The sequence below is a fragment of the Kribbella sp. NBC_00359 genome, assembly GCF_036097425.1.
GTDB lineage: Bacteria > Actinomycetota > Actinomycetes > Propionibacteriales > Kribbellaceae > Kribbella.
This window is the reverse complement of the sequence record NZ_CP107975.1, coordinates 9,029,584-9,054,122: the sequence shown is the minus strand read 5'-3', so window position 1 is coordinate 9,054,122 and position 24,539 is coordinate 9,029,584. Positions and strand designations below refer to the sequence as shown.

At 66.1% G+C, this 24,539-nt stretch carries 22 protein-coding genes and 1 tRNA gene; 8 read left to right on the top strand and 15 right to left on the bottom strand.

Annotated elements, in window-relative coordinates; genetic code table 11:
- Positions 1–1,329, top strand: a complete 1,329-nt coding sequence (locus OG876_RS43740; protein WP_328522644.1) for a hypothetical protein — start codon at positions 1–3, stop codon at positions 1,327–1,329.
- A gap of 186 nt (positions 1,330–1,515) precedes the next feature.
- Here OG876_RS43740 and OG876_RS43735 read toward each other — a convergent pair whose 3' ends face one another.
- Positions 1,516–2,919 (bottom strand): IS1380 family transposase, encoded by a 1,404-nt coding sequence (locus OG876_RS43735; protein WP_328522955.1) that lies wholly within the window; start codon positions 2,917–2,919, stop codon positions 1,516–1,518.
- A gap of 265 nt (positions 2,920–3,184) precedes the next feature.
- Here OG876_RS43735 and OG876_RS44225 point away from each other — a divergent pair, with 265 nt between their 5' ends.
- Both OG876_RS44225 and OG876_RS43725 read left to right on the top strand, forming a co-directional pair.
- Positions 3,185–4,027 carry a hypothetical protein gene (locus OG876_RS44225; protein ID WP_442914070.1) on the top strand — a complete coding sequence of 281 codons (843 nt, stop codon included), beginning with the start codon at positions 3,185–3,187 and terminating at the stop codon, positions 4,025–4,027.
- Between the two features lie 362 nt (positions 4,028–4,389).
- Entirely contained in the window at positions 4,390–4,593 is a 204-nt protein-coding gene (locus OG876_RS43725; protein ID WP_328522643.1) for a helix-turn-helix domain-containing protein, read from the top strand.
- 536 nt (positions 4,594–5,129) lie between these two features.
- Here the strand turns inward: OG876_RS43725 and OG876_RS43720 are convergent.
- From OG876_RS43720 to OG876_RS43710, 3 genes are all read right to left on the bottom strand, one after another.
- Positions 5,130–5,414, bottom strand: a complete 285-nt coding sequence (locus tag OG876_RS43720) for a hypothetical protein (protein WP_328522642.1) — start codon at positions 5,412–5,414, stop codon at positions 5,130–5,132.
- Between the two features lie 377 nt (positions 5,415–5,791).
- The gene (locus OG876_RS43715) at positions 5,792–5,959 is read right to left on the bottom strand and encodes a hypothetical protein (protein WP_328522641.1); all 168 of its coding nucleotides are present in this window, start codon (positions 5,957–5,959) and stop codon (positions 5,792–5,794) included.
- A 179-nt stretch (positions 5,960–6,138) separates the two neighbouring features.
- Positions 6,139–7,089 (bottom strand): aminoglycoside phosphotransferase family protein, encoded by a 951-nt coding sequence (locus tag OG876_RS43710; protein ID WP_328522640.1) that lies wholly within the window; start codon positions 7,087–7,089, stop codon positions 6,139–6,141.
- A gap of 176 nt (positions 7,090–7,265) precedes the next feature.
- Between OG876_RS43710 and OG876_RS43705 the strand changes: the two genes are divergently transcribed.
- On the top strand, positions 7,266–7,988 hold the full coding sequence (locus tag OG876_RS43705) for an XRE family transcriptional regulator (protein ID WP_328522639.1): 723 nt from the start codon (positions 7,266–7,268) through the stop codon (positions 7,986–7,988).
- Between the two features lie 57 nt (positions 7,989–8,045).
- On the opposite strand, the gene OG876_RS43700 is transcribed toward OG876_RS43705, so the two are convergent.
- The gene (locus tag OG876_RS43700; protein ID WP_328522638.1) at positions 8,046–8,789 is read right to left on the bottom strand and encodes a helix-turn-helix transcriptional regulator; all 744 of its coding nucleotides are present in this window, start codon (positions 8,787–8,789) and stop codon (positions 8,046–8,048) included.
- Positions 8,790–8,916: 127 nt separating this feature from the next.
- On the opposite strand from OG876_RS43700, the gene OG876_RS43695 reads away from it, so the two are divergent.
- Positions 8,917–10,320, top strand: coding sequence for a hypothetical protein (locus tag OG876_RS43695; protein ID WP_328522637.1), 1,404 nt, complete (start codon positions 8,917–8,919; stop codon positions 10,318–10,320).
- Between the two features lie 5 nt (positions 10,321–10,325).
- On the opposite strand, the gene OG876_RS43690 is transcribed toward OG876_RS43695, so the two are convergent.
- Both OG876_RS43690 and OG876_RS43685 read right to left on the bottom strand, forming a co-directional pair.
- Positions 10,326–10,808: an SAM-dependent methyltransferase gene (locus OG876_RS43690; RefSeq protein WP_328522636.1), complete on the bottom strand. Its 483-nt coding sequence runs from the start codon at positions 10,806–10,808 to the stop codon at positions 10,326–10,328.
- A gap of 48 nt (positions 10,809–10,856) precedes the next feature.
- Positions 10,857–12,269: a hypothetical protein gene (locus OG876_RS43685; RefSeq protein ID WP_328522635.1), complete on the bottom strand. Its 1,413-nt coding sequence runs from the start codon at positions 12,267–12,269 to the stop codon at positions 10,857–10,859.
- 96 nt (positions 12,270–12,365) lie between these two features.
- Here OG876_RS43685 and OG876_RS43680 point away from each other — a divergent pair, with 96 nt between their 5' ends.
- Positions 12,366–13,739 (top strand): helix-turn-helix domain-containing protein, encoded by a 1,374-nt coding sequence (locus OG876_RS43680; protein WP_328522634.1) that lies wholly within the window; start codon positions 12,366–12,368, stop codon positions 13,737–13,739.
- A 77-nt stretch (positions 13,740–13,816) separates the two neighbouring features.
- On the opposite strand, the gene OG876_RS43675 is transcribed toward OG876_RS43680, so the two are convergent.
- From OG876_RS43675 to tenA, 5 genes are all read right to left on the bottom strand, one after another.
- Positions 13,817–14,953: a hypothetical protein gene (locus tag OG876_RS43675; protein WP_328522633.1), complete on the bottom strand. Its 1,137-nt coding sequence runs from the start codon at positions 14,951–14,953 to the stop codon at positions 13,817–13,819.
- Between the two features lie 29 nt (positions 14,954–14,982).
- The gene (locus OG876_RS43670) at positions 14,983–16,413 is read right to left on the bottom strand and encodes a helix-turn-helix domain-containing protein (protein WP_328522632.1); all 1,431 of its coding nucleotides are present in this window, start codon (positions 16,411–16,413) and stop codon (positions 14,983–14,985) included.
- 244 nt (positions 16,414–16,657) lie between these two features.
- Positions 16,658–16,730 (bottom strand) — tRNA-Lys (locus tag OG876_RS43665).
- Positions 16,731–16,789: 59 nt separating this feature from the next.
- Positions 16,790–18,337 (bottom strand): phytoene desaturase family protein, encoded by a 1,548-nt coding sequence (locus tag OG876_RS43660; RefSeq protein ID WP_328522631.1) that lies wholly within the window; start codon positions 18,335–18,337, stop codon positions 16,790–16,792.
- Positions 18,334–18,996 (bottom strand): thiaminase II, encoded by a 663-nt coding sequence (gene tenA / locus OG876_RS43655; RefSeq protein WP_328522630.1) that lies wholly within the window; start codon positions 18,994–18,996, stop codon positions 18,334–18,336. The genes OG876_RS43660 and tenA overlap by 4 nt, the downstream gene beginning before the upstream one ends.
- A 92-nt stretch (positions 18,997–19,088) precedes the next feature.
- On the opposite strand from tenA, the gene OG876_RS43650 reads away from it, so the two are divergent.
- Positions 19,089–20,801, top strand: a complete 1,713-nt coding sequence (locus OG876_RS43650; RefSeq protein WP_328522629.1) for an aminotransferase class V-fold PLP-dependent enzyme — start codon at positions 19,089–19,091, stop codon at positions 20,799–20,801.
- A gap of 1 nt (position 20,802) precedes the next feature.
- Here the strand turns inward: OG876_RS43650 and OG876_RS43645 are convergent, their stop codons facing one another.
- The gene (locus OG876_RS43645; protein ID WP_328522628.1) at positions 20,803–21,534 is read right to left on the bottom strand and encodes a lipoate--protein ligase family protein; all 732 of its coding nucleotides are present in this window, start codon (positions 21,532–21,534) and stop codon (positions 20,803–20,805) included.
- Positions 21,535–21,590: 56 nt separating this feature from the next.
- Between OG876_RS43645 and OG876_RS43640 the strand changes: the two genes are divergently transcribed.
- Complete coding sequence (locus OG876_RS43640; protein WP_328522627.1) at positions 21,591–22,283, top strand: DUF429 domain-containing protein; 693 nt, start codon at positions 21,591–21,593, stop codon at positions 22,281–22,283.
- On the opposite strand, the gene OG876_RS43635 is transcribed toward OG876_RS43640, so the two are convergent.
- Together OG876_RS43635 and OG876_RS43630 are read right to left on the bottom strand one after the other, a co-directional pair.
- Positions 22,280–23,377 (bottom strand): ankyrin repeat domain-containing protein, encoded by a 1,098-nt coding sequence (locus OG876_RS43635; RefSeq protein ID WP_328522626.1) that lies wholly within the window; start codon positions 23,375–23,377, stop codon positions 22,280–22,282. The genes OG876_RS43640 and OG876_RS43635 overlap by 4 nt on opposite strands.
- Before the next feature lie 95 nt (positions 23,378–23,472).
- Positions 23,473–24,426, bottom strand: a complete 954-nt coding sequence (locus tag OG876_RS43630) for an SMP-30/gluconolactonase/LRE family protein (RefSeq protein WP_328522625.1) — start codon at positions 24,424–24,426, stop codon at positions 23,473–23,475.
- Positions 24,427–24,539 lie beyond the last annotated feature (113 nt).

Genomic DNA, 24,539 nt, shown 5'->3' with positions numbered 1-24,539 from the left:
TTGCTCCGGGTCGCGCGACGAGACGCGATAGCCGTATGCAACCTGGCCGGTGGCGACAGAACAGACCTGGCCGCCGGCTGGCAGGCAACGCTGACCGCAGCGCGCCATCACTTCCGCTGGCTTCGTCTTGAGTTGTCGGTAGAAGATTTCACGGATGCGGACGGCGGCAGGGCGGAGGGTCCGCTCGCAGTACTCGCGCGATCGCTCGGCGCTGGAGCGGACCTCGTCGCATCGCAGAACATAAGCACTAGCAGCGCGTTCGAGGACCGGTGGCTCGTGGCGGCTCGATCGGAGCTCGCGTCCATCACCGGTCTAGCTGCCCGGGCGGCTGGCACGAGGCTCGCCAGTCCCGAGATGCGCGATGTTGAAGCGAGCCAGCTGCTGCTGAACCACCTGATCGATGTCATCGAGGAGCTCGAGTTCCACCGCGCATCCGGTTCGTCGGACCTGGGGCCGCTCCTCGGGTTGGCGACAACGTTGCCGCACGCACCTGTCGACAACGGCTCCCGAGTTGCCTTGCTGGCCGCCCGCTGGCAATCGGCGCACGACGCGACATCTCCAGGCGGCGTACTGGCCCGCGACCTCCGGTCGACCACAGCCCAGCTCCGTACGGTCATCGGTTACAGCCGTCATCTCACCGGACTCCTGAACCAGACGGCCACGAGCGCCGAGGCAACCCGCGAACTGGAGCGGGCTCTGCGGACAGCGGACTCGACCACCCGGCATGTGATGGACTCCTTGCGGACTCGCGTCTCTGACATGGGCGGGCGCAGCGACGCAGCAGCCGAGGCCGCGTTCATCGAGTTGCTTCAGGAACTCCGCGGATGGGTCTCCGATGGAAAGCGGCTGAAGGATCGGAGGGAGCTTCTCGTCGACAGCCGAGCGGTCGCGGTTGCCCAGGATGTGATCGACGAGCTGATGCACTCGGCGGTCAGGGTGGCAGAGCTCCAGCAGGAGACCGTGGCGTGGCTGATCGCTCGCGGTCAGCTGTTCGTCCCGAAGCCTGAACTTGGTAAGCGAGATCCTGAATTCCACAACCGACCCGGTGTCTGGCGACTCAAGTATCCGCAGCCATCGTGGGTAAGGACCAACCTCGCATCGTGCTTCGATCAGCTGACCGCGGAGCTGGCGGCGCTGACCAAGCAACTGTCGATCGCCGCAGACGCTGCACGGAACATCGCTGGTACATCGACCCTGCGACGCCCGTACGGGCCTGAGCACTTCAGTGGACCGCCGATCGTGCACGCGTCGCGCTGGCGCTGGACACCATCGACGTACGACGCACTGTTTTCGGACACCAATTTCGATCCGAGCGGTCCCGAACGTTGAGCTTCCCCGTACTCAACTTGGAGGATTGATGGAGCGGCTAAGCCTCAATCCGTGGAGCCGCTGAGTTGATGGCCGTTGGTGCGGGCGGTGGCTGGTTGGCTGTTGATGGGCAGCGTTGGGGTGCTGGTCTGCCCAGCCTTTCCACGTTGATTGTCCGGTCGGTGCCGTGCGGCAGGTGGTCGAGGGTCAGGCGGTGATCGGCGGTCCGGTCGCGATTTGGAACACCTTCGTCCAGAGAGTGGTCCAGTGCTGGGCCCAGGGCCAGTGGGCGGGCAGGTGCAGGACTGGGCGGCGTTGCGGTCGGGCCAGCCGGGCGGGCACGTTGACGACCTGGCGGCGCAGCGTCGTGCCGCGGGCGACGGCGTGACTCGGGCTGGTCAGGGTGCCGGCGGCGCGGAGCAGGTTGTGGGTGATGGCCGCGCAGATCGCCCAGGCGCTGTTGGCCGCGAACCGGCCGGAGGGCAGGTGGGCCAGCGGTCCGTCGATGAGGTCGGCGAACACGGTCTCGATGATCGCGTGCCGGCGGTGGGTCAGGTCCGCGGCGACGACTGGTTCGGTGCTGTTGGTGAGGAACGGGTGGTAGCGCCAGACCGGGAACAGTTCCTCGGTCTTGGCGCGGTCGCGGACCCGGCGCACGACCAGCCGCGCGGTGACCGGGTGTTTGGTGGAGGCGAACGCGGTGAACTCGACCTCGGCGACCTCGGCGTCGGAGATCAGCTCACCGGTGTCGGGGTCGACGACCGCGCCCGGGTAGTGCACCGGCGTCCACGCGTCGTCGCCGATGGCGCCGATCGCGGCGCTCACCGCCCGGTTCTTGGTCAGCACGACCGAGAACCGCACCTTGGCCCTCACACACGCGGCGACGACCGCGCTGTTGCCGTAGGCCGAATCGCCGCGCACCAGGATCTCCCCGGTCGCCCCGGCGGCGCGGGCGGTGGCGATCGCCTCGCGCACCATCGACGCCGCGCCCTTGCCGGAGCCGGCCTTCCCGGCGCGTAGCCGGATCCCGGCCACCACCGGAGCACCCTGCTCGGTGCTGATCGTGGTGGCCAACGGCGATAAGCCGCGGCGCAGTACCTGCCGGCCGGCGATCTTGGTGTGCCCGAAGCTGGCGCCCTGCTTGGCGTGCCCGTAGACCGGGCGCAGCAGCGAGTCGATATCCACATACGCCCGGGTCTCGATGCCGGGCAGCAGCCCAGTCCGCTCAACCAGGTTGACCAGATGCGCGCGGGCGACCGACGCCAACTGCAGGCCGTGGCCGTGGGTGAACTCCCGCAGGAACTGGCCCAGCGTCGCCGGCGCGTACACCTCGCCGAACAACCGCGGCATCCCGCCGGAGCGGATCACGTCCAGATCGTCGATGCAGTCCGCTCCGGCCGCCATCCCCGCGATGATCGAGGTCAGCTTGCCCGCCGGATTCACCCCGGCCGACGCCACCGCCGACGCGGTGATCGCAACCTTGCCCGAGACCAACTCCGACAGCCCCGCGCGCTCCGCGAGCGCCATCACCGGCACCAACCCGACACACGACACGAGGTTCTCGTCATCGAACAACAGCTGCGCTCGCGACCAACCATCAGGTAACTTCACTGGCAGTGCCTTCTTGGATCGTGGGAATCGGGACCTAGACAATCCAGATTCTCCTGATCCAGAAGGCACTCTCACGTTCAACGCACCGGACCGCGCCCCACCGGTCCACGGATCGAGGCTAAGAGTCACCCCCGAGGATCTGCGCGACGCACTGCACTCGCAGATCCGCAAACACAGCTCGGGCGTCGAGTGGGTCAGATGGCTCGATGCTTCAGTTGCTCTTCGCAACTACAGCTTCAGGAACGTCGTACTGATCACCCTCCAGATGCCGTACGCAAGCCAGGTCGCCAGGTCCGACATCTGGCAGAAGCTTGGACGATCCATCCAGAACAGCCAGCAGGACCGAGAGATCCGCATCCTTGCGCCCGTCATCCTCGAGCGCGGGCGACGACTGGCGCTGGAGGCGAGCCAGCCGGACCTCGAGCTCGAACGGGCCAGACAAGCGCGGGGCGGCGGACGACTTGTCGGATTCAAGGTCGCATCAGTCTGGGACATCTCGCAGACTGATGGTCCGGTGCTTCCTCAACCCGCGGTACCGTCCGGAGGCGCTGCATCGCCCGGCGAGCTTTGGCGGGCGCTCGAACACGAGGCCCGCTCGGCCGGCTACACGCTCGTGGAAACCAACGTCGGCGATGCGAGCCTTGAAGGATTTACCAACTTCCAAAAGCGGACTGTGGTGGTCAGAGGCGGTCTGGACGAGGTAACCGCTGTCACGCGGTTGGCCCACGAGGTTGCACACTTGCGAATGCACGACCCGAAGGAGATCGCTGCGCCTGAAGGCGTGGTGTGCCGCGGGATGAAGGAGATCGAAGCAGAGTCCGTCTCCTACCTACTGATGGCGCACCATGGGTGGTCGACCGGCGGATCCTCGTTCCGGTACATCGCCAGCTGGGCGGCGCAGGTCAACAAACGCGAACCGGGGAAGGTCATCGAGCGAACCGGTGCGCGGGTGGTGTCGGTCGCGCGACGCTTGATCGGCTCAGTTGATCGCCAACTTCATCGCGGCGGGTTGAGCCCTCGGCGCCCGGAGCTACGCAAGCTGTCTCTCGGGACTCTGCCGTCCCGCCACGAGACAGCTGACCGATCCTTCGATGGTCCCGAGCTGTGACGGAGCGACGCGGATGACCAATTCGAGAGTTGCGGCCCTACGCAGGGCGCGCGAACGCCAGTCACGCATCGAAGCAGCAACCGCGCGTGCGACCCGCGCGCAGGCCGCGCTGGAGCGGGCGATCAAAGCGAGGTTACTTGCGGCGGAGCGGCACGACGAGCGAGTTCGCGACGCTGAGGAGGCTACAGCTACGGAGGCCGCTGGGCTGGCCAGGGTATGCGGCAGCGCTGAGGCGGCCGCGGAGATCCTCGGCTGGAGCGTGCGGCACGTCCGCAGCGTTCTCAAGGCAGAGCACGAGCGAGGATCAGGGGCACCAGGAACGCGTACGCCCAGGACAGCTCCGCTGCTTGAGGGAGGCGGCGATGGTGTCAGTCCCAGAGGCAACTGATCCGTTGTGGGACATCGACCAGGTGTCGGCATACCTCAAGGTGCCCAAACGCACCCTCTACGCCTGGCGGACCCACAAGTACGGACCACAGGGAATTCGCGTAGGCCGCTATGTGCGATACCGGCGCAGCGTCGTGATCGAGTGGGTCGACCACATGGAGAACGACGATGACGAGTAGAAGTTCAATCGAGTGGCTCCGGCGGGGTCGCTGGTCGACGGCCTCTCCGCGGGCGGAATCCGAGCTCTGCGTCATCACTTGCGCCGAGGATGAGGCAGAGGGCCGCTCGGTACTCTTCGCAAGGCCACCACACCGCGCCCCGTTCCAGCTTCGCGATGTAGTGTCCCGTGATCGCGTACCTCTTGGTACTGACTGCATACAGCAGCTCGGCCACCCGCTGGGCGAGTTCGGTACGGCTCATTGGTCGCCCGGGCGCACTGCGCGACACCGTGCGCATTCGCGCCGCGGTCAGGAGATGGTTAGCGCCTGACGGATCTTCTGGGCTCACGCTCGAGAATCGGCTTGGTTCTCTGTCGGAGTGGACGACGCTCTCCGCGTGCTTCAGGTCAGTCCACTTCACTGACGTCCTCCGAATGATTGGGCCCCGCCACCGACAGGGGGAGGCGGTGGCAGGGCCTGGCCCTCGTCGGGTGCATGACGAGGATTGGAAGGCATGACCGACGCGGAGTTGCGGCTCACACGCCGGCCACGCCGATCTACAGGGGACATTTACCGGTGTTATAGAGCGCCGGATCCCCTTCAAGATCGAACGGATCGGGATCCAGCCATCGGATCTCCGATTCGCCGAGGTGGCCGTGGGTCTCCAGGAGATCTCCCACGCCGGGCCAGAAGGCGATGTGTGGGTTATGGCCGAGCCACTTGACGGCTACCCACTGATGGCCGTCCTCGTTCGGTGGGAACTCGACGAGTAAGGCAACGACGCCGGTACCGCTGACTCCGGATGGATCTCGATACCGATACAGCTCCCCGCGGCGCATCATTCCGTCTCCCTGGTTCATTCCGGCGGCTGGTCATCGACCGTGGCTCAAGAATCACTGCTCCGGCCTGGACAGGAGAACCGTGTCGTTCGACGTTTTCGGACATTTGCCGCGTAGTCGGAGCCTGAATGGTTGCCGGGCCGCCTCGATGCCGATTTCCTGGCCAGTCGCGATCAACTTGGGTCAGGATCGGACCTTTGTGGGTGCTGCCTCTGTCGTCGGCGGCAGTGGATCCGTGGTCACCCGCAGGCCGGCGAATCGGCGTTGCATCGAGCAGGCATACCGATCGGCGAGGCTGGCGGGGGCGGTGTAGCTGGCAACCACATGTTGCCCGAACCAAACTCTGACCCAGTGGACCGGTTCAAGGCGATCCCCGTGCATCACGCGCCTCGGATTTCGTCGTCGATCGCGTGGACGATGTCTGCGTAGGTGCTCGTGGCAACAACAGTCATGACCCCGATCGCGAGGGTGCTGTTCCAGCTGGGGATGGTGCCCAGCATCGCTGGTAGCGCGTCGAGGTGAGCCAACATGCCCAAGTAGCCTTTCACGTATGCCTCCCGAGTGAGCCTGGTGGGTTGGGCCGTGAGACGAGCGACATGCCCGGGTCACAGGTAGCGCGGTGTTGCGCTAGATGACCGAGTGTCGGTGCGTTGACTCTGGTTGATCAGCCCAGCATGGGGGTCCACCATGGACCCCCATGCGATGGGGGGCGCGTGGTGCGGGCGGACTACTTGAAGCGATGCCAGATCGCGTCATCTTTCGCGAAATAGCTGCGCAAGCGATGGCCGAGCTCCTCCGCGACATCTGGCCGGCCAAGGAGTCTTGCGATCACGCTGGTCACCAGTTGGAGGTCCCGCACGTCACGCAAGACTGGCCAATTGGGAGAGGAGAATAGATCGAAGCCATACGAGGATGCGAAGCCTTCGTACTCTCGGTACGAGTCGGCGAAACGCTGCACCCCGTGTGCGGCCGGGACCAGGTCCCACTCTGGAGGGCCGAAGCGAACTGAGTCCAGGTCGATCAGTACTACACGGAGGGCTGTACTGAGCAAATTCCCAGCATGTGCGTCGCCGTGGATGACGCTGACGGGCAAGGCCCATTGGGCAGCGGCGATGGCCGAACGCAGCTCAGTGCAGCGCTGCAGCAGCCGCTCGGCGACCTGGAGGATTGACAGATTGAGCTCACGCTTCGCCCAGGTGTGTAGGTAGTCCTTTGCTTCGCCCGTCGCATCCGTTACCTTCCGCACGCGATTCTCGCAGCGGTCGATTACGTCCCATTCGGGGATGGCGAGCCCGAGATGATGAATGGAATGTATGGACAGGAGTGGGGAGGCAAGGTCCACCAGCGCATGCCGGTAAGCTGCAGGTTGGGGTAGGTAAGTCCATGCGGTTGCCATCCATGCCGAGGTCTCGATCGGCTCCCTAAGGCCTGGTGCAAGCCGAACGGTGGGCAGATTCAACTCGGCGAATCGGCTGGCGACCGCGGCGGTTTGTCGGACCTCTCCGACGTGATCGGCGGGTGCGATTCGAAGTACGACGTCCGCTGCTGGCACGTAAAACACCGCGTTCATGGTGTAGCGCAAGAGTCGGGCCCCTGTCGGATCGATGCCAGCAGCGGCAGCTATCTCATGCAGCGCCGTGTTGAGGCGATCGCGTTCGCCGCAGCTGAGAGTCGTCACACCGTAGAAGCTAGCTTCCCTCCAGCGTATCGACACGTTCGACCACTCCCCGATACCGCCGGATGTCGAGTACACGCAGCCGGTGCGGGCGCACGCAAGGTGGACATTTATGTACATTTTCATGCTACCGTCCAACAGACATCCATGGACATCTAGTTGCTGCAAGGTTGAGCATAGTGAACGAGGTGCTTCGGAGAGCGATGTATGGCGCGAACCTCACTGAGACGGACGTGGCTGCGGAAGTGGCCGTCGATCCGAAGACGGTGCGGAACTGGCTGCAAGGGCAGCTGCCGCAAGCTCGGCATCGTGCGATCCTGACCAAATTGCTCGGCATCGAGGAGGAGCGGACGTGGCCTGAGCTGAGCGGAGCTCGTCAGCCTGATCTCGTCGCCGTCTACCCTCGTCGCACGACGCTCATGCACGAGTTCTGGCTATCGCTTTTCGAGTCTGCCGTCTCTGAGATCGGCATCGTCGCCTACGACGCGATGTTCCTTCTGCAGGACATCGACTTCGTGCAATGCCTCCGCGGCAAGTGCGCGGCGGGCGCTCGAGTCAGAGTGGGGCTGTGCGCTCCGGGCGAGGCGACCGCGGCACTCAGCGACCTTGATGCCGAAACCGAGATGAGAGTGGCGAACGCGCGAAGCGCAGTGTCACTACTTCAGCCACTGATGCGATACGACGGATTCGAGCTACGACTGCACGACGTAATCCTGTACAACTCGATCTTCCGCGCAGATGACGAACTGTTGGTCAACCAGCACGCCCATGGGATCGCCGGCGCCGAGTCTCCAGTCTTCCACTATCGACGTGCGCCGAGGGGCATCACGTTCCAGTCGTATCTCGCCAGTTTCGAGACCATCTGGTCGCAGGCTGGGTCGCTGCACGCTTTCGGACTCTGAGCGCTCGGCCGACGTCCCGGATCGGATGACCAGTGTGGAAGGTGACCGCACAGGGCATCACGGCTCTCCGATCGGCAGGGCACTCTCCCACACCCGCTCGAAGCTCTCGAGGTAGTGGCCCGCGAGTTGGCCGCCGGGGATCCTCCGCAGATGCCACGCCGGAGCCTGTGCGGCGGGCAGTCCGTAGAGGTGGGTGTTGATCACGAGAGTGTCATCTGCGCGGAAGATCGAGTTGTAAAGAATCGTGCGATGGGTTCGAAACTCGATGCCGGGGACCGTAGCCAAGTTACTGAAGAGGACCATCGAGTTGCGGACCTTCGCAGCTAGCGCCTCACCGATTCCCTGCTCCCGCCCACGCTCGGCGACGTGCGAGTCATCGGGATCTCCGAGGAGAATCCGGACACTCGCGCCGGCTTTCGCCTTCTTGCGGATGACTCGTTGCAGCTGAGTGCTTTCGGCAACGAAGAGACCTGCGTACACGAGTATGCCGATGTCGTTGTCGCCGGACTCGAAGAACGTTCGCCACGCATCCGCCGAGATGTCGGAGAGCTGAGGGTAGACCCGAACGATCTCGCTCTCGGACACGGCGGCGGCGCGCTGGCCGGTTACTGCAGTGGGGAAGAGGTAGGCCTCGTCCCGCCCGAGCCGTGTGGCCAGCCGATGGCGATTGCGGGGAAACGGGATGTAGTCATGGGCAACCCATCGCTCGACCGTCTTGACATTGACGCCCAGCTCATCGGCGAGCGCCAGGTAGGTGAGGTTGTGCTCGGCGAGCGCGGCGCGCAGTCGTTCGTTAGCCACAGACCCAACCTAGGACATTTCCAGGCGTTCCGCCGAGAGGGAAACATTTTCGGACGTCTGTTGATGCCGTGTCGATGCCCTGGGTCGTCACGGCATCCTTCCTCCGACAGAGGGAGGAATCAGCTTCATGGCCGATCGGGAGCCGAACAGGCTGCTGCGAAAAGCTCGAGGTTCTATGACACAGCGCCGCCTGGCCGACCTGGTCAGTGCGGAGATCTACAACGCCACAGGCAAGGAGAGTGTCATCACTGCAAAGTCCATCTCCGACTGGGAGTGTGGCTTGTATACCTGGCCGCCGGCGCACGTGCGGCAGGCTCTCTGTCGTGTGCTTCAGAAGCCGGGCCCCGCCGATCTCGGCTTCTTCAACAGGCGGCGTGTCAGCGCGCCGCGGGCGCCTGATGCCATCTCCCTCCTCGACCTGATCGCCGGGCAGCTGCCCTCGGCCAGGTCCAGCATCATGCGTATTCCTGATGGCCGGTCATTCTCCGGCGTGGACGTCGAGGCTCATCGTTGCGAGGCGGTCTCGCCGGGGGAGGGATGGTTGATGGTGGACCCAGGACCTGATGCCGCGCTGAACCGGCCCGACCGGCGTACATTCGTCGTCGTTGTTGATGACAAGCAGCAGTCCTGCATTTTGGACGGACGTCGGTTCGCTAATCGCGTCGGACGCCGAACGGGCGTGCAGCCTGTCTCGTCGGCAACCTCCGTGGATGATCTGACGGTTGGCATCATCTGGGCCGTGACAAACACCGATGTAGCGTTGTTGGCAGACGACGGCCAGCTCGCGACTCTTCAGGCAGGGCTGGCGCAACACGATAGGCGTTGCTGGTCAGATACGCCGCTCACTGACGTCTCCACGCTTAGCCCGGTTGCCAGCCAGTGGTTGGGCTCCTGGCTCTGTACTCGCCACATCACTCGCAATCTCGAGCGGTTGTCGGGTCAGCCGTACTTGTGGCCACGGGAGAGAAGCGGCGAGGATGCGACATCGTGGCTGCTATGGAGACACAGGTTCGAGTACCTTCGTCATACCACACGGTGGTTCCCGCGTATGCGGCGCGACTTCTACCTCCCGGAGGCGGACGCTGCGGACTCGCCGAAGTACGAGCGAGTTCTGCTCTTGCTGGCGGCTGCGCTGCTGGAGTCGTTCGGGATCGTGGCGGCCCTGAGCTCCGAGTGTGAGCCTGCGTGGGGGGAGCGGTTCGTGCTCGGCGAGGAGTCAATCGTCGCGAACTGGCTCGGTGGTTCGGGTCTGTGCTGCGTCGATGCGGACGTATCGCTGTCGTCTCGGGCAGCCGTCTGTCATGTCGATGAGCAAGCGCGTGAGCTGATGTCGGTCACCGAGCAGTCATCGAAACGCAGGCTGGAGGCGATTGCCAATCGTCTGGACGTGCCGTGGCCGTGGTTCCAACGACGATGTGCGGAGCTCGCACATGAGGGAGTCGATGACATCGCCCATCCGCGCAGTCGGTTTCTTTCCACGCGGGGGTTGAACGCCGCGATTCGATACATTGCCCGCGCGAAGGGTTTTTGAGCGGACTATTCGGTGGGCGCGAAGTAATTCACAAGCATGTCGGTGGTCCAGGCCGGCTGGTGGGTCGCGCCCCGGGGGCCGAACTCGTCGAACCATGGCTTGATGTCCAGAACGGGAGTGCCGTCTACAGCATCGAGATCCTCGACGTGAAGGTCGAGGCCATCGACCTTCAAAAGCCGGCAGCGGGAGATCCCGAGCCAGTTCACCCGGCGCATGTTCCGGTGGCCAAACGCGCCGACCTGGGGCCACGCCGGGTTGTCCCTGGGGCGGCGGGCGCCCAAGTTCAGGTCGCGCTGGTCGCTGAGGTGGAAGAAGAACACAACCTCGAGGTGAGAGAACGCGTCCAGCCCGACCGTGGATTGCTCGTCGAACCGCTCGTTGTCGATCCGCAGGATGGAGCGCGTGCCGCCCCAGTAATCATCGGTAGGTTCGCGCCGGCCACCGATCACCTGGGCGACGGGTTCGACCGTGAGAGCGCGGTGCGTCATAGAGACATCCTTCGATCGACGAGGTTGACGGCGATAAATGCGGTGTGATCACCTCGCCGCGGAGGCGAGGTAGCGGGAAGCCCGATGGTCGAGTTCAGTCGCCGCGGGGATGCCGCGGGCTCGGAACGGCGACAGGGCCGCGCGCATGTCGACGACGGTCTGACGCGTCCGGCCGGAGTGCACACCATCCATGACGTCGAGAGCCGTCGACCAGGTCAAGCAGGCTTCGTCGATCGCGCCCTGACGAGCCTGAACCGCGCCGAGATATCCCAGGGTCACAGCGTGCGTGCGGGTGAAGGTCGCCGCCTTGCGGGTACGAACGCTGTGCCTGAACTCGGATGTCGCCGCGGTCAGATCGCCGAGGTCGCGCAGGGTACACGCGGTCTCGTGGGCGAGGCTGGCTTCGCCGAAGAAGAACACCCGACCGGGTTCGTCATCACTCTTGCTAGCGCTGGCAAGGTTGTCCTCAGCACGCAACAGAGCCTTGGCGGCGGCACTGCCGTCGCCATCGGCCGCCAGCGCTCTGGCATGGACGACCTCGAGCAACGCCCGTTCGCGGGGACTTGCCAGGGCTGACCGTCGCCCATCCAACGACGCCTTCGCGAGCTGGACGGCTTGCCGTGGGTGACCCAGGTCGACGGCCTGATGAGCCATCGCACGCAGGACGTGTCCAGCCAGCGGTGGGTCGTCGGCCTCGGCGGCGAGCTGGACGGCGACTGTGAAGTACTTCTGTGCGGTCGCGTGCTCAGCATTGTCGAATGCCATCCAACCACTGAGGTACGCAAGTTCGCCGGCGGTGGAGAACAGATCCCGGCGAATGGCAGCGCTGGCGTGGGCGGCTCTCAGCGCGCTGGCGACATCCGAGGTCAGGTATTGCGCCAGAGCGGTGCGCGCGTGCCCGCCCCCACGGCGCTGATCGAGCCGCGTGAACATGGCCGCCATCTCCCGGATCGCTTCCAGGTCACCCGCGCCGATCAACCGGCCGGTCCGCGCAGAGCGCTGAGCTCCACGGCGCGCCATCGTGTCCCACCAGGCCTGTGAGGGCACCGCGAGTGCGGCCACAGAGTAGCCAGCGGCTCGCAGGACAGACCTGCGCTCAATGTCCACGTTGCCTCTTCCCAGATCGGCGAGCGTCGTCAGCGTATCTGCGGACCAATCCAGTGCTACAGGCGATTGCGGACCGGACAGGCCGATCTCGTCGACAGTGACGACCCTGCCGAGGCGTCGGGAAAGGGCCTCAGCCAGGATTGCCGGCGCGTCACCAGATGGCGTCGACCCCGCGACCCAGTGCGAGACGTGGGACCTGCCCACCGAGACGAGGCGTTCATTGCCGGCTTCGGAGGCGACTCGACCGATTGCGTGCGCGAGTTGGGCATGCGACCAATCTGCCTCGGCGATGACGGCCGCGAGCTTGGCGTTGCGGCGCGGTTCAGCGCTTGACTTTCTCGCTCGCTCGTTCACCGCTTTCACCACTCTCGACGTCCGAACACGTGTCCCACGCGAAGAAGCCATGGTTCGCTCATCGTATCCAAACCGAGTAGCAGAGGAGGGCGAGAGGTGCACGTGGTGCGGCCAGATCCGCTGTGGTGGACCTCGGGCGTGCACGGGGGACGGCCATTGCGAGATTGCCTGGCCGAGCAGGACATCAAGACGCTGTTCCAGTTCCTGAGGGATCGCGGCTACAGCAGGAGTGCGCTCGCAGCTGCGTCCGGTCTCACGGAGACCCGAGTGCGAAGCATCTCGCAGGGCAAGCAGTTGGTGACGTCCTACGACGTACTGGTACGCATCGCGGATGGCTTTGGTATTGACCGCGGCCTGTTGGGTGTCGGATCTCATATGCCAAGTAATGAAGTCAAGGCCGAAACCCGGCTGCGAGACCCGGGCGCAGTCCCAGGGTTCGTCGGATCGCTGGCTGCTCTGGCGGTTGGTCCGGTTCCGGCTGAGTTGAGTGAGTACGCGGCTGCCAAGCATCCGGCCGCATCCAGTTCCCCTGAGCGGGTTACTACAGCCCACGTCGATCTGGTCCGCGCGGTCTGCGATGAACACCGCCAAATCGATGCCACGCGTGGCGGCGGCTCCTGTCGGGACTCCGCGGCGAGCTACATCGCGTGGGCGAGCGGCATGTTGCGCAGCAGGTTTGACACGGAACAGACCGAGGCGGACTTCAAGATTGCGTTGTCCGACATGTGCCAGGTCGCTGGGTGGGCCAGTCACGATCTCGGTGACCACGCGGCGGCCCGTCACTACCTGACTGCTGGGCTTGTCCTCGCCCGGGAGGTCAACGATCTTGCGCTGATTGCTGGTGGTTTCTATCGTCTTGGCCGAGTCTCCATCCACTTGGGCCGGGCGCAGGAGGCGCTGCGGCTATGGCAGCTCGGGCAGATCGTTGCCCAGGACAGCGGAAACCTCGCGGCAGTCGCTGTCCTTCATGCCAACGAGGCCTGGGCGTACGCGATGCTGGGCGCTGCGGACAGAGTCTCGGACTCCCTTGCGCGTGCTCAAGATGAACTCGGGCGGGTCGACGAAAGCAAGGTCCCATCGTGGGCTCGGTTCTTTCTGGCGCCCGCGGACCTTGATGGAATCTCCGGGGTCATCTATAGCTGCCTCGCCTCACACATCGAACATCGAAACCGCTTTGCGGAGCGGGCGATCGATCATGCTGAACGCTCGTACGCGACGAGAGGTGCGGGGGAGGAGCGGAGCCGCACGTTTGACGCGATCAGTATCACCACTGGCTACGTCCTCGACGCCCAGCCGGACCGTGCAGCGGCAGCCGGGCATCAGGCGGTTGACATGGCCCTGGCTACCGACTCAGTGCGGGCTGCCGATCGGCTGCAGGCGATGGCATCCTTGGCGCGTCCGTACGCTATGCACAACGGTGTGAGCGGGGTGCTCGAGCGCGTCGATGCGATGGTCAGCGCAACTACCTGAGGTCGGTGCGGATCGAGGTACTCGCCTCTGTCGGCCGCCGATCCAACTATTTGATGTCAAAGTCGACGAAAACCTCCTCATGGCTCCAGCGAGGACGACATCGAGTTCCACCGCTCATAGATCGAGGGGTCTGGGCGGTAGGACACGACTGCTGACAACGGGATGTGCATGATGACGCCGCTGGTCATCGCGACCTCGGCCCACGGTTGGTCTGGTCCGACTGGATAGTGTCGGTGCGGAGCGAACCTGACCACGGCGTCGGAGCGCACGATGTCGGCAGAGTCATGGGGTTCCCATGTCAGCCAACCAGACTTTGCGATGCGGGAGATCAGCACGAGTGCCTGGTAGCTGCGTTCAGGGTCCGAGTCGTCGGCCACCCAGGTTTCGGGGTCCGCGGTGGATGTCTGCCGTGCTAGTCCGACAACTTCGCTGATTGGATGCTGCCTGGTGATCGGGGTGGGAGCGTCCACCACGTCCGGCTGCCGTGACATCGCCCGCAGTTCGTCGGAGTCGAGCAGGTGGTAAAGGTCGTGCACGCGTGGGGTCGTCCCGTCGGTCTCGGCGTAGGGATGGACGACGCGGTCGGTGTTGAATGGTGTGAACCAGCCTTCGACCGGCGGAAGCCACATGCCGAGCGAGCGTTGCATGGCAGGGTCATCCTCGACGCCGTCCATATCCTCGCTGAACAACAACTCGAAGTTTGTGTCGTCCAGTATCAGGTCTTCTAGGCTCACGTCGTGATCAAGGCCGGCTTCGTCCATCAGGGCATAGGCGTACTTGCAGATCGCATTGACGATGATCTCTTCGGCTATGCACGCCGGCCGATCACTCTTGGGGTTGGCCAGGTCGTGGCTGACCTTGACCGCGGAGACCAGGATCTTGGCGAAGAACTGCAGATCATACGAGGGCCGGAACCGAGGTGGGAAATAGTTCCAAACGAACGTGTCGGCGTAGATCTCGGGATCGGGTGCGCCGTCCGGATCCATTTCGGCCGCGCTGATGGTCTGGATGTCAGCAATGCACTCATCGACTATGTGGATCGCTGCCAGGGTGACGGCGCCCAGGAGACGTCGCTCGATCAGTAGGTCGGCATCGCTTGGTGGGTTGTCGCCCCAGTCCCCGCGGTCGTCAGGCGAGCCCAGGTAGGCGATGTACGGGTTGCGGGCGCGATCAGCCAGATCGTCGAGGAGTTGAATCAGCGCGGGATCCGTCACCTGATCAGGCTGCCACATGATCCACACGTTCAGAGCAATTCGGGATCGTCGAAGGCACTTTCAAGGGCTTCGGCGGCGGCTGGGTTGGCGGCTCGACGGCCCATATACACATCTTGTGTGATCGAGACCTTGGCCTGACCCAGTTGGTCGGCGACTTGGCGGGCGGTGTGGCCGGCCTCGTCAAGGGCGGTGGCGGTGGTCTTGCGGAGGGCGTGAGAGCGGATCCAGGCGAGCTTGTCTGACTCGGCGGGTTGGACGGCTGCCTCAAGCTGGGCAAGCAGGTCAGGAGTGTCGTTGAGGTCGATGCCGTAGATCTTGACGAGGCTGGCAACAAGTGCGTCGTCGACCTTGATGCGGCCGGTCTCGACCAGCTCCACTCTGGTTTGAGGCCATCCGAGCGTGGCGGCTAGCTGCTTGCGGGACATGCGCATCTTGCGGCGCTGCGTCCGGAGGGTAAGTCCGAGGTCGCGGCGGGCGGTGCTTCCGACGGGAGACAGGGCGGTGCGGAGGGAGCGGCGGGTGTTCGAGGGGTCGCGGAAGCCGCCGCGGGTGTCGGAGAAGATGGGGTTGTCGAGGCGGACGCCCGCAGCGAAGCGGGCGCGGAGTCTGGCGGTGGCCCAGGCGGGGAGGCTGAGGACCCGTTGGCCGGCTCGGGACTTGGTGGTCTTGCGGATCAGGCCTCCACCTGGCAGCCGAGCGATGGTGTGCGTGATTTTGACGGTGCCGGTTTCGAGGTTGATCTGGTGCCACAGGACGGCGAGGGCTTCGCCGATGCGGACGCCGGTGCCGAGCATGAAAGTGACCAGGTCGGGGAGGTCGGCTTGTACGGCGCGGTCGTCGGCGGCCAGGCTCTTGCGGAGGAGGGTGACTTCTTCGGTGGTGAGGGCTCGCGGTGGGTTCTTGGGTTTGGCCTCGATGGCGTCGACCTCGCGGACTGGGTTGACGGAGATGGCGCCGTAGCGGACGGCGAGTTTCATGGCGCCGGAGATGATGGCGCGGCAGGTCTTGGCAGTTGGTGCGCCGGCGGTGTTCTTGATCTTGGACAGGACAGTGTCGAGCCGTGGGGTAGTGGCTTCGCCGATGCGGAGTTCGCCAATGGCCGGGCGGATGTGGTTCTTGAGTGCGCGGCGGTAGGTGTCGAGGGAGGTTGGGGAGCGTGTGCCGTCAGAGACCAGGCCCTCGAATCGCTTCTCCCAGAGGTCGAGGAGGTGGTTGATCTTGTGCATCGCGGTGAGCTCGCCGGACTGGTTCGTCCTGGCGCGGTCCTGGAGCTTCTTCTTCAGGGCATTCTCGGCACCAGTCTTGCTCGTGCCGACCGCGCTGACCTGGCGAACGCGACCGTCGTGGTCGCGGAACTTGGTCTGCGACTGATGCTTGACGGGCTTGCCGTTCTTGTCGGTCTTGATGACCTTGGTGGAGATGCTTCCCCAGGTTCCGATGGGTAGCGGTGGCCTCGACATGTCACGCCTCCAACCTGTGTGACGGTTGGAAGCTCAACGCTGACCGCGACGCCGATTCGAAGAAGTCGGCAACACTGCGAACCGATGTGATGTGACACACAGTTACCAGCACATCGGGACTCAGGCGGCGGCCCGGGCAGTCGTACCCGAAGTCTGCTGCGCGGTGCATCAGCGCAAAGAGATGGGTTTTAGATGACCTACGGACATGCACGAGCCCAGGGCACTCGCGTGACCTGGGCTTTTGTGCGCCGCCAGGGACTCGAACCCCGAACCCGCTGATTAAGAGTCAGCTGCTCTGCCAATTGAGCTAGCGGCGCTTGTGGTGCTTTCGAACGATGAGGATCGTAGCAGGGGGGCGGGGGAGATGCGAAATCGGTTAGGTGGTCAGGATGGTCATGGCGGCGTTGTGGCCGCCGAGGCCCGAGACGGCGCCGCCGCGGCGGGCTCCGGAGCCGCAGATCAGGAGGTTGGCGACGTCGGTCTCGGTGCCCCAGCGGCCGGCGTCGGCGTCGTCGGTGGCCCAGGGCCATTGGAGGTCGCCGTGGAAGATGTGGCCGCCGGGCATGCCGACGGATTCCTCGATGTCGTACGGCGTCTTGGCCTCGACACACAGGTTGCCGTCCGCGTCGCGGGCGATGCAGTCCTCCAGCGGCTCGGCGAGGTAGGACTCCAGGCCGGCCAGCACCCGGCGGGTCGCCAGGTCCCGGGCCGCGTCGTTGTCGTCGGCAAACAGCCGCGCGGGGAAGTGGACACCGAAGACGGTCAGCGTGTGGTGGCCAGAGGCAACCAATGCCGGCGACAGGATCGACGGATCGGTCAGGGAGTGGCAGTAGACCTCTGAGGGAGGTACGGCGGGCAGCCCGCCACCGGCCGCCTCAGAATAGGCAGACTCCAACTGGCTGTAGTCCTCGTCGATGTGGAAGGTCCCGGCGAACGCCCGCGCCGGATCGTCGCCGGACTTCAACAGAGGTAGCCGGCGCAGCAGCAGGTTGATCTTCAGCTGCGACCCCTCAGGCCGCACGTCGACCGGGCGACCACGGAGAGCATCCAGCGTGGCCGGTGCGACGTTCGCGAGGATGTAGGAGCAGTCAACTGACCGCTCGCCGTCGCCACCCATCCAGGTGACGGACCCGCGCACACCATCGGCCTCGACAGACGTCACCTCGGCGTTGGTGACCAGTGCGGCGCCGGCGCGGCGGGCTGCAGCAGCCAGTGCGTCTGTGACAGCGCCCATACCGCCAACGGGCACCCGCCACTCACCAGTGCCGTTGCCGATCAGGTGGTACAGGAAGCACCGGTTCTGGATGAGTGACTCGTCGTGGAGCGACGCGAACGTGCCGATGACCGAGTCGGTCGCGACCACGCCGCGCACGGTGTCGTCGGCGAAGCGTCGTTCGATGGTTTCGCCGAGAGGGCGTTCGATGAGCTCGTCCCACAGCGCCGAGTCGACTCGTGAGCGCAGTACGGCGCCGGACTGCAGTGGTTCGAGCAGTGTGGGCGCGATGGCGGCGGCAAGGGAGCCGACGGCGCCGTAGAAGGAGGTCCAGGCCGCGTAGTCGGCATCGCTGCCGGTGAGTGCCTCGAACGACGCACGGGTCGCCGCCCCCTCCGGCCGCTCGACCATCAGGCCCAGATCGCGTCCGGAACGGCGTACCGGCGTGTACGACGCCACCGCGCGCGACCGGAGCTCGAGGGACAGACCGAGGTCGGCGGCGATCTTGTCGGGCAGCAGGCTGACCAGGTACGAGTACCGGGACAGGCGCGCGTCCACACCCGGGAACACCTGCTGGCTGACCGCTGCGCCGCCGGTGTGGGCCTGCTGCTCCAGTACGAGCGTTGACAGCCCGGACTGGGCCAGATACGTGGCGGCGACCAGACCGTTGTGCCCGCCGCCGACGATCACGACGTCGTAGAAGTCCTTCATCCCACCGGCCAATCGAGCTTGTGGTACGCGGCGTCCCAGAACATCCATTCATAGCGGCACGTCGTGGCGAAGTGCTGATGACAACGTTCCCGCTCCGACGCGCTCACGTCCAGTCCGTCCGTGACCGCGAGCACCGACTCCACCACCGCGTCGAACTCGTCCGAGCCGTACGTCTCGATCCACTGCCGGTACAGCGGGTCCGGCGACGACCGCTTCAGCAGTTCGCGGCCCACGTCGCGGTAGATCCAGTAGCAGGGCAGTACGGCGGCGACAGCCTCGGCGTACGTGCCCGTGGCGCAGACAGCGGTCAGATAGGACATGTACGCCGTTGTCGTCGGTCCGGACCCGGCTGCGTCGACATCGGCCACCGTCAAGCCCAGAGACTCCAGCAACGAGGTGTGCAACGAGCGCTCGACCGCGATCGCGTTGGCGGCGTGCAGCGCGAACATGCTCACCGCGTCCTCGTCCGGAGCGCGTCCGGCGACCAGGCTGAGCGCCCGCGAGTACGCCCGCAGGTAGTGACTGTCCTGGACGATGAAGTAACGGAACGCATCGTGGTCGAGGGTCCCGTCGGTCAGCCCGGTGATGAAGGGATGCCGGACGATCTCGTCGTATATGGACGCCCCACCGCGGTCCCACAGCTCGCCGGAAAACGTCATCCCCACTCCTCGCCGTCGACTGGGACCGACCTTATCCACAGCTCGCCGCGACGGCACGAGACGAACGTCACTCGGTCGCTTTACTCTGAGGCATGAAGAGCCAGGGGGAGATGCCGCCGGACACGCCGCTGCTGCGGCGGATCCGGGCGTCGGTGATCGGGGACGACCAGGTGATGCCGGGGCCGTACGGTCCCCGCCGGGTCACGTACGCCGACTACACCGCGTCCGGTCGCGCGCTCACCTTCCTGGAGGACTTCATCCGCGAGGAGGTCCTGCCGCGGTACGCGAACACACACACCGAGTCCAGCGGGACCGGGCTGCAGACCACCCGCCTGCGCGAGGACGCCCGCCGGATCATCCACCAGAGTGTCGGCGGTGACGACGAGACCGCGCTGATCTTCTGCGGCTCCGGCGCGACCGGCGCGATCGACAAGCTGATCGGCATCCTCGGCCTGCGCATCCCGGCCGAACTGGACGACACCTATCACCTGACCGACCAGATTCCGCCCGACCAGCGCCCGGTCGTCTTCATCGGGCCGTACGAGCACCACTCCAACGAGCTCCCGTGGCGTGAGTCGATCGCCGACGTCGTCCTGATCAGTCAGGACCACGACGGCCACATCGACATCCCGCAGCTCGAGCAGCGCCTGATCGAGTACGTCGATCGCCCGCTCAAGATCGGCTCGTTCTCCGCGGCCAGCAACGTCACCGGCATCGTCAGCAACACCCATCGCGTCTCGGCGCTGCTCCATCGGTACGGCGCTCTGTCGTTCTGGGACTGTGCGGCCGCGGCGCCGTACGTCGAGATCGACATGTACGGCGGCCGCGACACCGACCCGCTGTCGTACAAGGACGCGATCTTTCTCAGTCCGCACAAGCTGATCGGCGGTCCGGGGACTCCCGGCGTACTCGTGGCCCGGCGTGAGCTGCTCCGCAACCGGGTCCCCGACGTACCCGGTGGTGGGACGGTCGCGTACGTGAATCCCTTGGAGCACCGCTATCTCGACGACCCGGTGCACCGGGAGGAGGGCGGTACGCCGGCGATCATCGGGTCGATCCGGGCCGGACTGGCCTTCCAACTGAAGCAGGCGGTGGGGATCGAGGTCATCCGCGCGCACGAGGACGCGTACCTGCGCCGCGCAGTCGAGGCGTGGAAGGACGAGCCGCACCTGCAGATCCTCGGCAACCTGGACTCCGAGCGGCTGTCGATCGTCTCGTTCGAGGTGAAGGCGCCGTCCGGGCGGTACCTGCACCACAACTTCGTGGTCGCGTTGCTGAACGACCTGTTCGGCATCCAGTCGCGAGGCGGGTGCTCGTGCGCGGGTCCGTACGGACACACGCTGCTCGGGATCGACCTGGTGCGGTCGCACGAGTTCGCCGAGGAGATCCTGCACGGCTGCGAGGGGATCAAGCCCGGGTGGGTGCGGGTCAACTTCAACTACTTCATCTCGGAGGCGGTCTTCTCGTACGTCGTGGAGGCGGTGAAGCTGGTCGCCCGTGACGGATGGCGGCTGCTCGGCGACTACCGCTTCGACCCGGCGACGGGTCTGTGGCGGCACCATCGTGGTCCGGTCGAGCCGCCGATGCGGCTGTCGCAGGTCGGGTACGACGCCGACGGCAAGCTGAGGTACCCACGCCACGATCACACCGCACCGGAGTCAGCTCTCGAGGACTACCTCAGCGAAGCACGCGAACTCCTGTCGACCTGTCAGGACCAGAGCACCGACTCCGAGGGCCGCGTGAACACGGACTTCGATCACCTGAGGTGGTTCGAGCTGCCGTCGCGCTGTCTGATCCACGACTGATTCAGGCGACGCGGTGATCGTCGGCGAGTGACTTCGCGAGCTCGAGGGTCGCGTCGTCGAGCGGCTGCGGGTCTGTCGCGCCGTACGCGTCGAGCAGACGGCGCTCCACGGTCTCGACCGTCAAGCCCGGCACTTCTGTCGAGAGCGAGCCGACGGACGCCGAGTCGAAGGGCAACTCCAGGTGTCGATAGACATCGGCCAACAGTCGTTGGAGGCGCGCGTCGTCGCCCACTACGACCAGGGCACTGAACAGCCATCCGTTGGGTACGACGCGCTGCCCGGTGCCGACGAGTTTCACCACGCCGCGCGCGTTGACGCTGTGAGCGCCCGGACAGTACTCGCCCGGCACCGCTCCGACCCGCGCGTCGATCCCGAGCGTCTGCAGCACGTCGGCGTACAGCGCGCCGTACTGCTTGAACCGGGTCTCCATCCCGTCGGGCGCCAGCCGCTCATGCTTGACGTGATCAACCACCAACGCCTGATCCGTGTACGCGACCGGGCGTCCGCCCACTGCCCGCACCAGCGGCTCGAACCCGGCCGCCCGAGCCGCACGCACCGCCGCCCCGAAGCCCGGCAGCCGCGTGTCCCGCCGCCCGAAGACCACGACTGGCCCCGACGGCCGATAGACCCGCAGCGCCTCCTCCAACTCGCCGGCCGACACCCGCCGTACCAACGCATGCCCGACAGCCAGCTCGCTCGCCCTGTCGCCACCGCCGCCAGAGAAGAGCCGCACCCCGCAATCGTGTCACGCCCAGAGGTATCGACGGTCTGTGGCGCTACCTTGCTGGCGTGACAACCGGAGGAGCGATGCGGGTCATGGGTGTCGACGCGTGCAAGAAGGGGTGGGTGGGCGTTTCCGACGGCCTCCGAGCCTACTTCGGGACGACGATCGAAGAACTGGTGGATCGGGCGGAGTTGGATGGGGCGTTGGCTGTCGTGGGCGTCGATATTCCGATCGGGCTGCCGTTGACCGGCTCGCGACAGGCTGACGTGCTGGCGCGGCGTACGGTCGGGCGGCGAGCGTCGTCGGTGTTCGCGACGCCGGTCAGGCGGGCGCTGACGGCGGCGACGCACGCGGAGGCGTCGGCGTTGAACGTACAGGCGGCAGGGAAGGGGCTCAGTCAACAGGCGTACGCCTTGGCGCGGAAGATCCTCGAGGTCGACGCCTGGGTGCCGAGCGCTCGCTGCGCGGCGATCGAGGTCCACCCGGAGGTCTGCTTCGCCACGATGGCCGGGCGGCCGTTGGCCCATCCGAAGTCGACCTGGGCCGGTGGGGAGGAGCGCAGACAACTGCTCGCGACCGCCGGCCTGGGCATCACCGGCGACATCGGTCCCGCCGGCGAGTTCGCGGCTGTCGACGACGTGCTGGATGCCACCGCCGCGGCTTGGACGGCCAAGCGGTACGCCGAGGGCCGAGCCGTCCCGTACCCCGATCCCCCCGAAGCTCTCGGTGACGGGACGCTGGCTGCCATCTGGGCCTAGCGGGCGCCGGCGGACCGGAGGAGGGCGGCAATGTCGGTGTAGCCGCGATTGGTGGCGTGGTGGAGCGGGGTGATGCCGTCGGCGTCGGGGAGCGACGGGTCCGCGCCGGCGGCGACGAGGATGCGGACGATGTCCTGCCAGGGCTTGGTGCCTTGGCCGAGGATGATGGCTTCCAGGAGGGCGGTCCAGCCGAGATCGTTGACGTGGTTGACGTTGATGCCGGTCCGGACCACGCGGCGGACGTAGTCGACGTGGCCGCGTTCGCTCGCCGGGATGACCGAGATGCCGCCGAAGCGATTGCGGAGGGTCAGGTCCGGCTTCGCGGGCAGGAGGGTCTCGAGCATCGCGACGCTGCCGGTAACACCGGTGACGAGCCACGCGGAGTCCTGGCGGTCGTCCTGCGCATCGGGGTCGGCGCCCAGTGCGACCAGGAGCCGGGCGACCTCGACGCGGTCGTTCAGGGAGGCCAGGAGGAGAGCGGTACGGAGGTTGTCGTCGCGGGATTCCAGTGGCGCACCGGCGGCCAGGGCGGCAGCGACCTGGTTAGCGTCGCCAGCCGCGGCAGCCGCTAGCAGCGCGGCGGTGGGGGAGCTCGGGAGCTTGGTAGCCAGGACAGCCGCCACCTCGGTTTGGCTCCGCGCTGCCTGCACCGGTGTGATGCCGTCGCGCTCCGCCGGTTTGTTCCGGTCGGCTCCGGCGGCGATCAGGAGCCGGACCGTGTCGACGTACTGCGGGGTGCCCTTGCCGAGCAGGACGGCCTCGTGCAGCGCGGTCCAGCCGAGGCGATTGACGTGGTCCACTGCCACACCGGCCTGGAGCAGCCGGCCGACCACCGCCGCGTGACCACGCTCGGCGGCGCGGATCAGCGCCGTACCGCGGTAGCTGTCGAGGCTGCGGACGTCGGCGCCGTGCTGCAGCGTGAGGTCGAGCAGTTCGACGTACCCCTCGCTCGCGGCGATCAGGAAGGCGCTCTGCACGGTGTCGTCGACCGCGTTGACGTTCGCGCCGGCGTTGATCAGCCGGCGGGCTTCGGTGACGTCGTTCTTCCAGGCGGCGGCGATCAGTTGCTGATCGAGGGTGCTGACTGTCGACACTGCGCTGGTCCTCTGAGGGGACGGGGGTGGAGTGCTGTCGGTGGTCGTGCAGGCTGCCGTCACCATGATGACGGCAGCCGCTGCCATGGTGCGGTTCATCGGCGCGGTGGGGTCATGGTGATGACCTGGTACGGCGGGACCGCGGTGGGCTCGTCGAACTTGCTGTCGACCAACAGCAGCCTGCCCTGGGCGAGCTTCGCCGTGGTGAGCACCCGGTCCGGGTCCGTAGGAGTCGCAGAGGCCAATCGCGCCGTACGGCCGTCGCTGGAGAGCTGCAGCGTGGTCAGGACGCGAGAGAAGTTGCGGACCACCCAGAGCCGGTGGCCGTCCTGCACGAGACCGTCGGCGTTGACGAGGTCAGCCGCGCCGGTGTCCACAGCCGAAACCGTGCCAGTGCTCAGGGCGAACCGCCAGAGCTTGCCGACGTTGCCCTGGGGGACGACCAGCGCGCGCCGGTCCGGGGACAGGACGATGCCACCGAGGTTGAAGCCGGTCTGGGTCGCGATGGTCGCAGTGGCGTCCGCCCAGGTCCGGATGGTCCAGCGGCCGTGCTCCTGGGCGACGCGGAACACCTGCGGCGCGTTCGAGTTCGTGACGTACGCCGCTCCGTCCGGTCCGATCACGAGGTCGTTCAGGAACGCGTTCGGCACGCCGGTCCGCAGTGCCGCGAGGAGCCGGCCATCGCGGTCATAGACCCACAGGTCCGGCGCCCCCGGGTGATCGATGCCGTTCGGGCCGCCCGCGACGTACACCCGGCCGCGCGAGTCGACCGTGACTCCCCGCGCCGTCCAGCGGCCGTCGGTCCCGTCTCCCGGTAGCCATTCGGTCGCGGCCGCGGATCGCAACTGTCCGCGGTGGATCTCGCCACCGGTGGTCTCCGAGACGTAGTACCGCTGCGTGCGAGCGTCGTACCCGATGCCCTCGAACTTGGACCCACCGGCGTCGCCGGAGAGCTCGTAGGTAGCGGGCCGGGCAGACGCCGTGGGTACGCCGACGCCGACCAGGGCCGCGGAGAGTGCCAGCGTCGCGGACAGGGAGCGGACAGACATGAGAACCTCTCGTCGTTCGGGCTGAGGTGGACTGCCTCCAGCCTGGTCCGCCGCGGACGCCCGTACGACGGGTGTTCGGCCACCGTCGGATAGCCGATCGGATGATTCGGAAG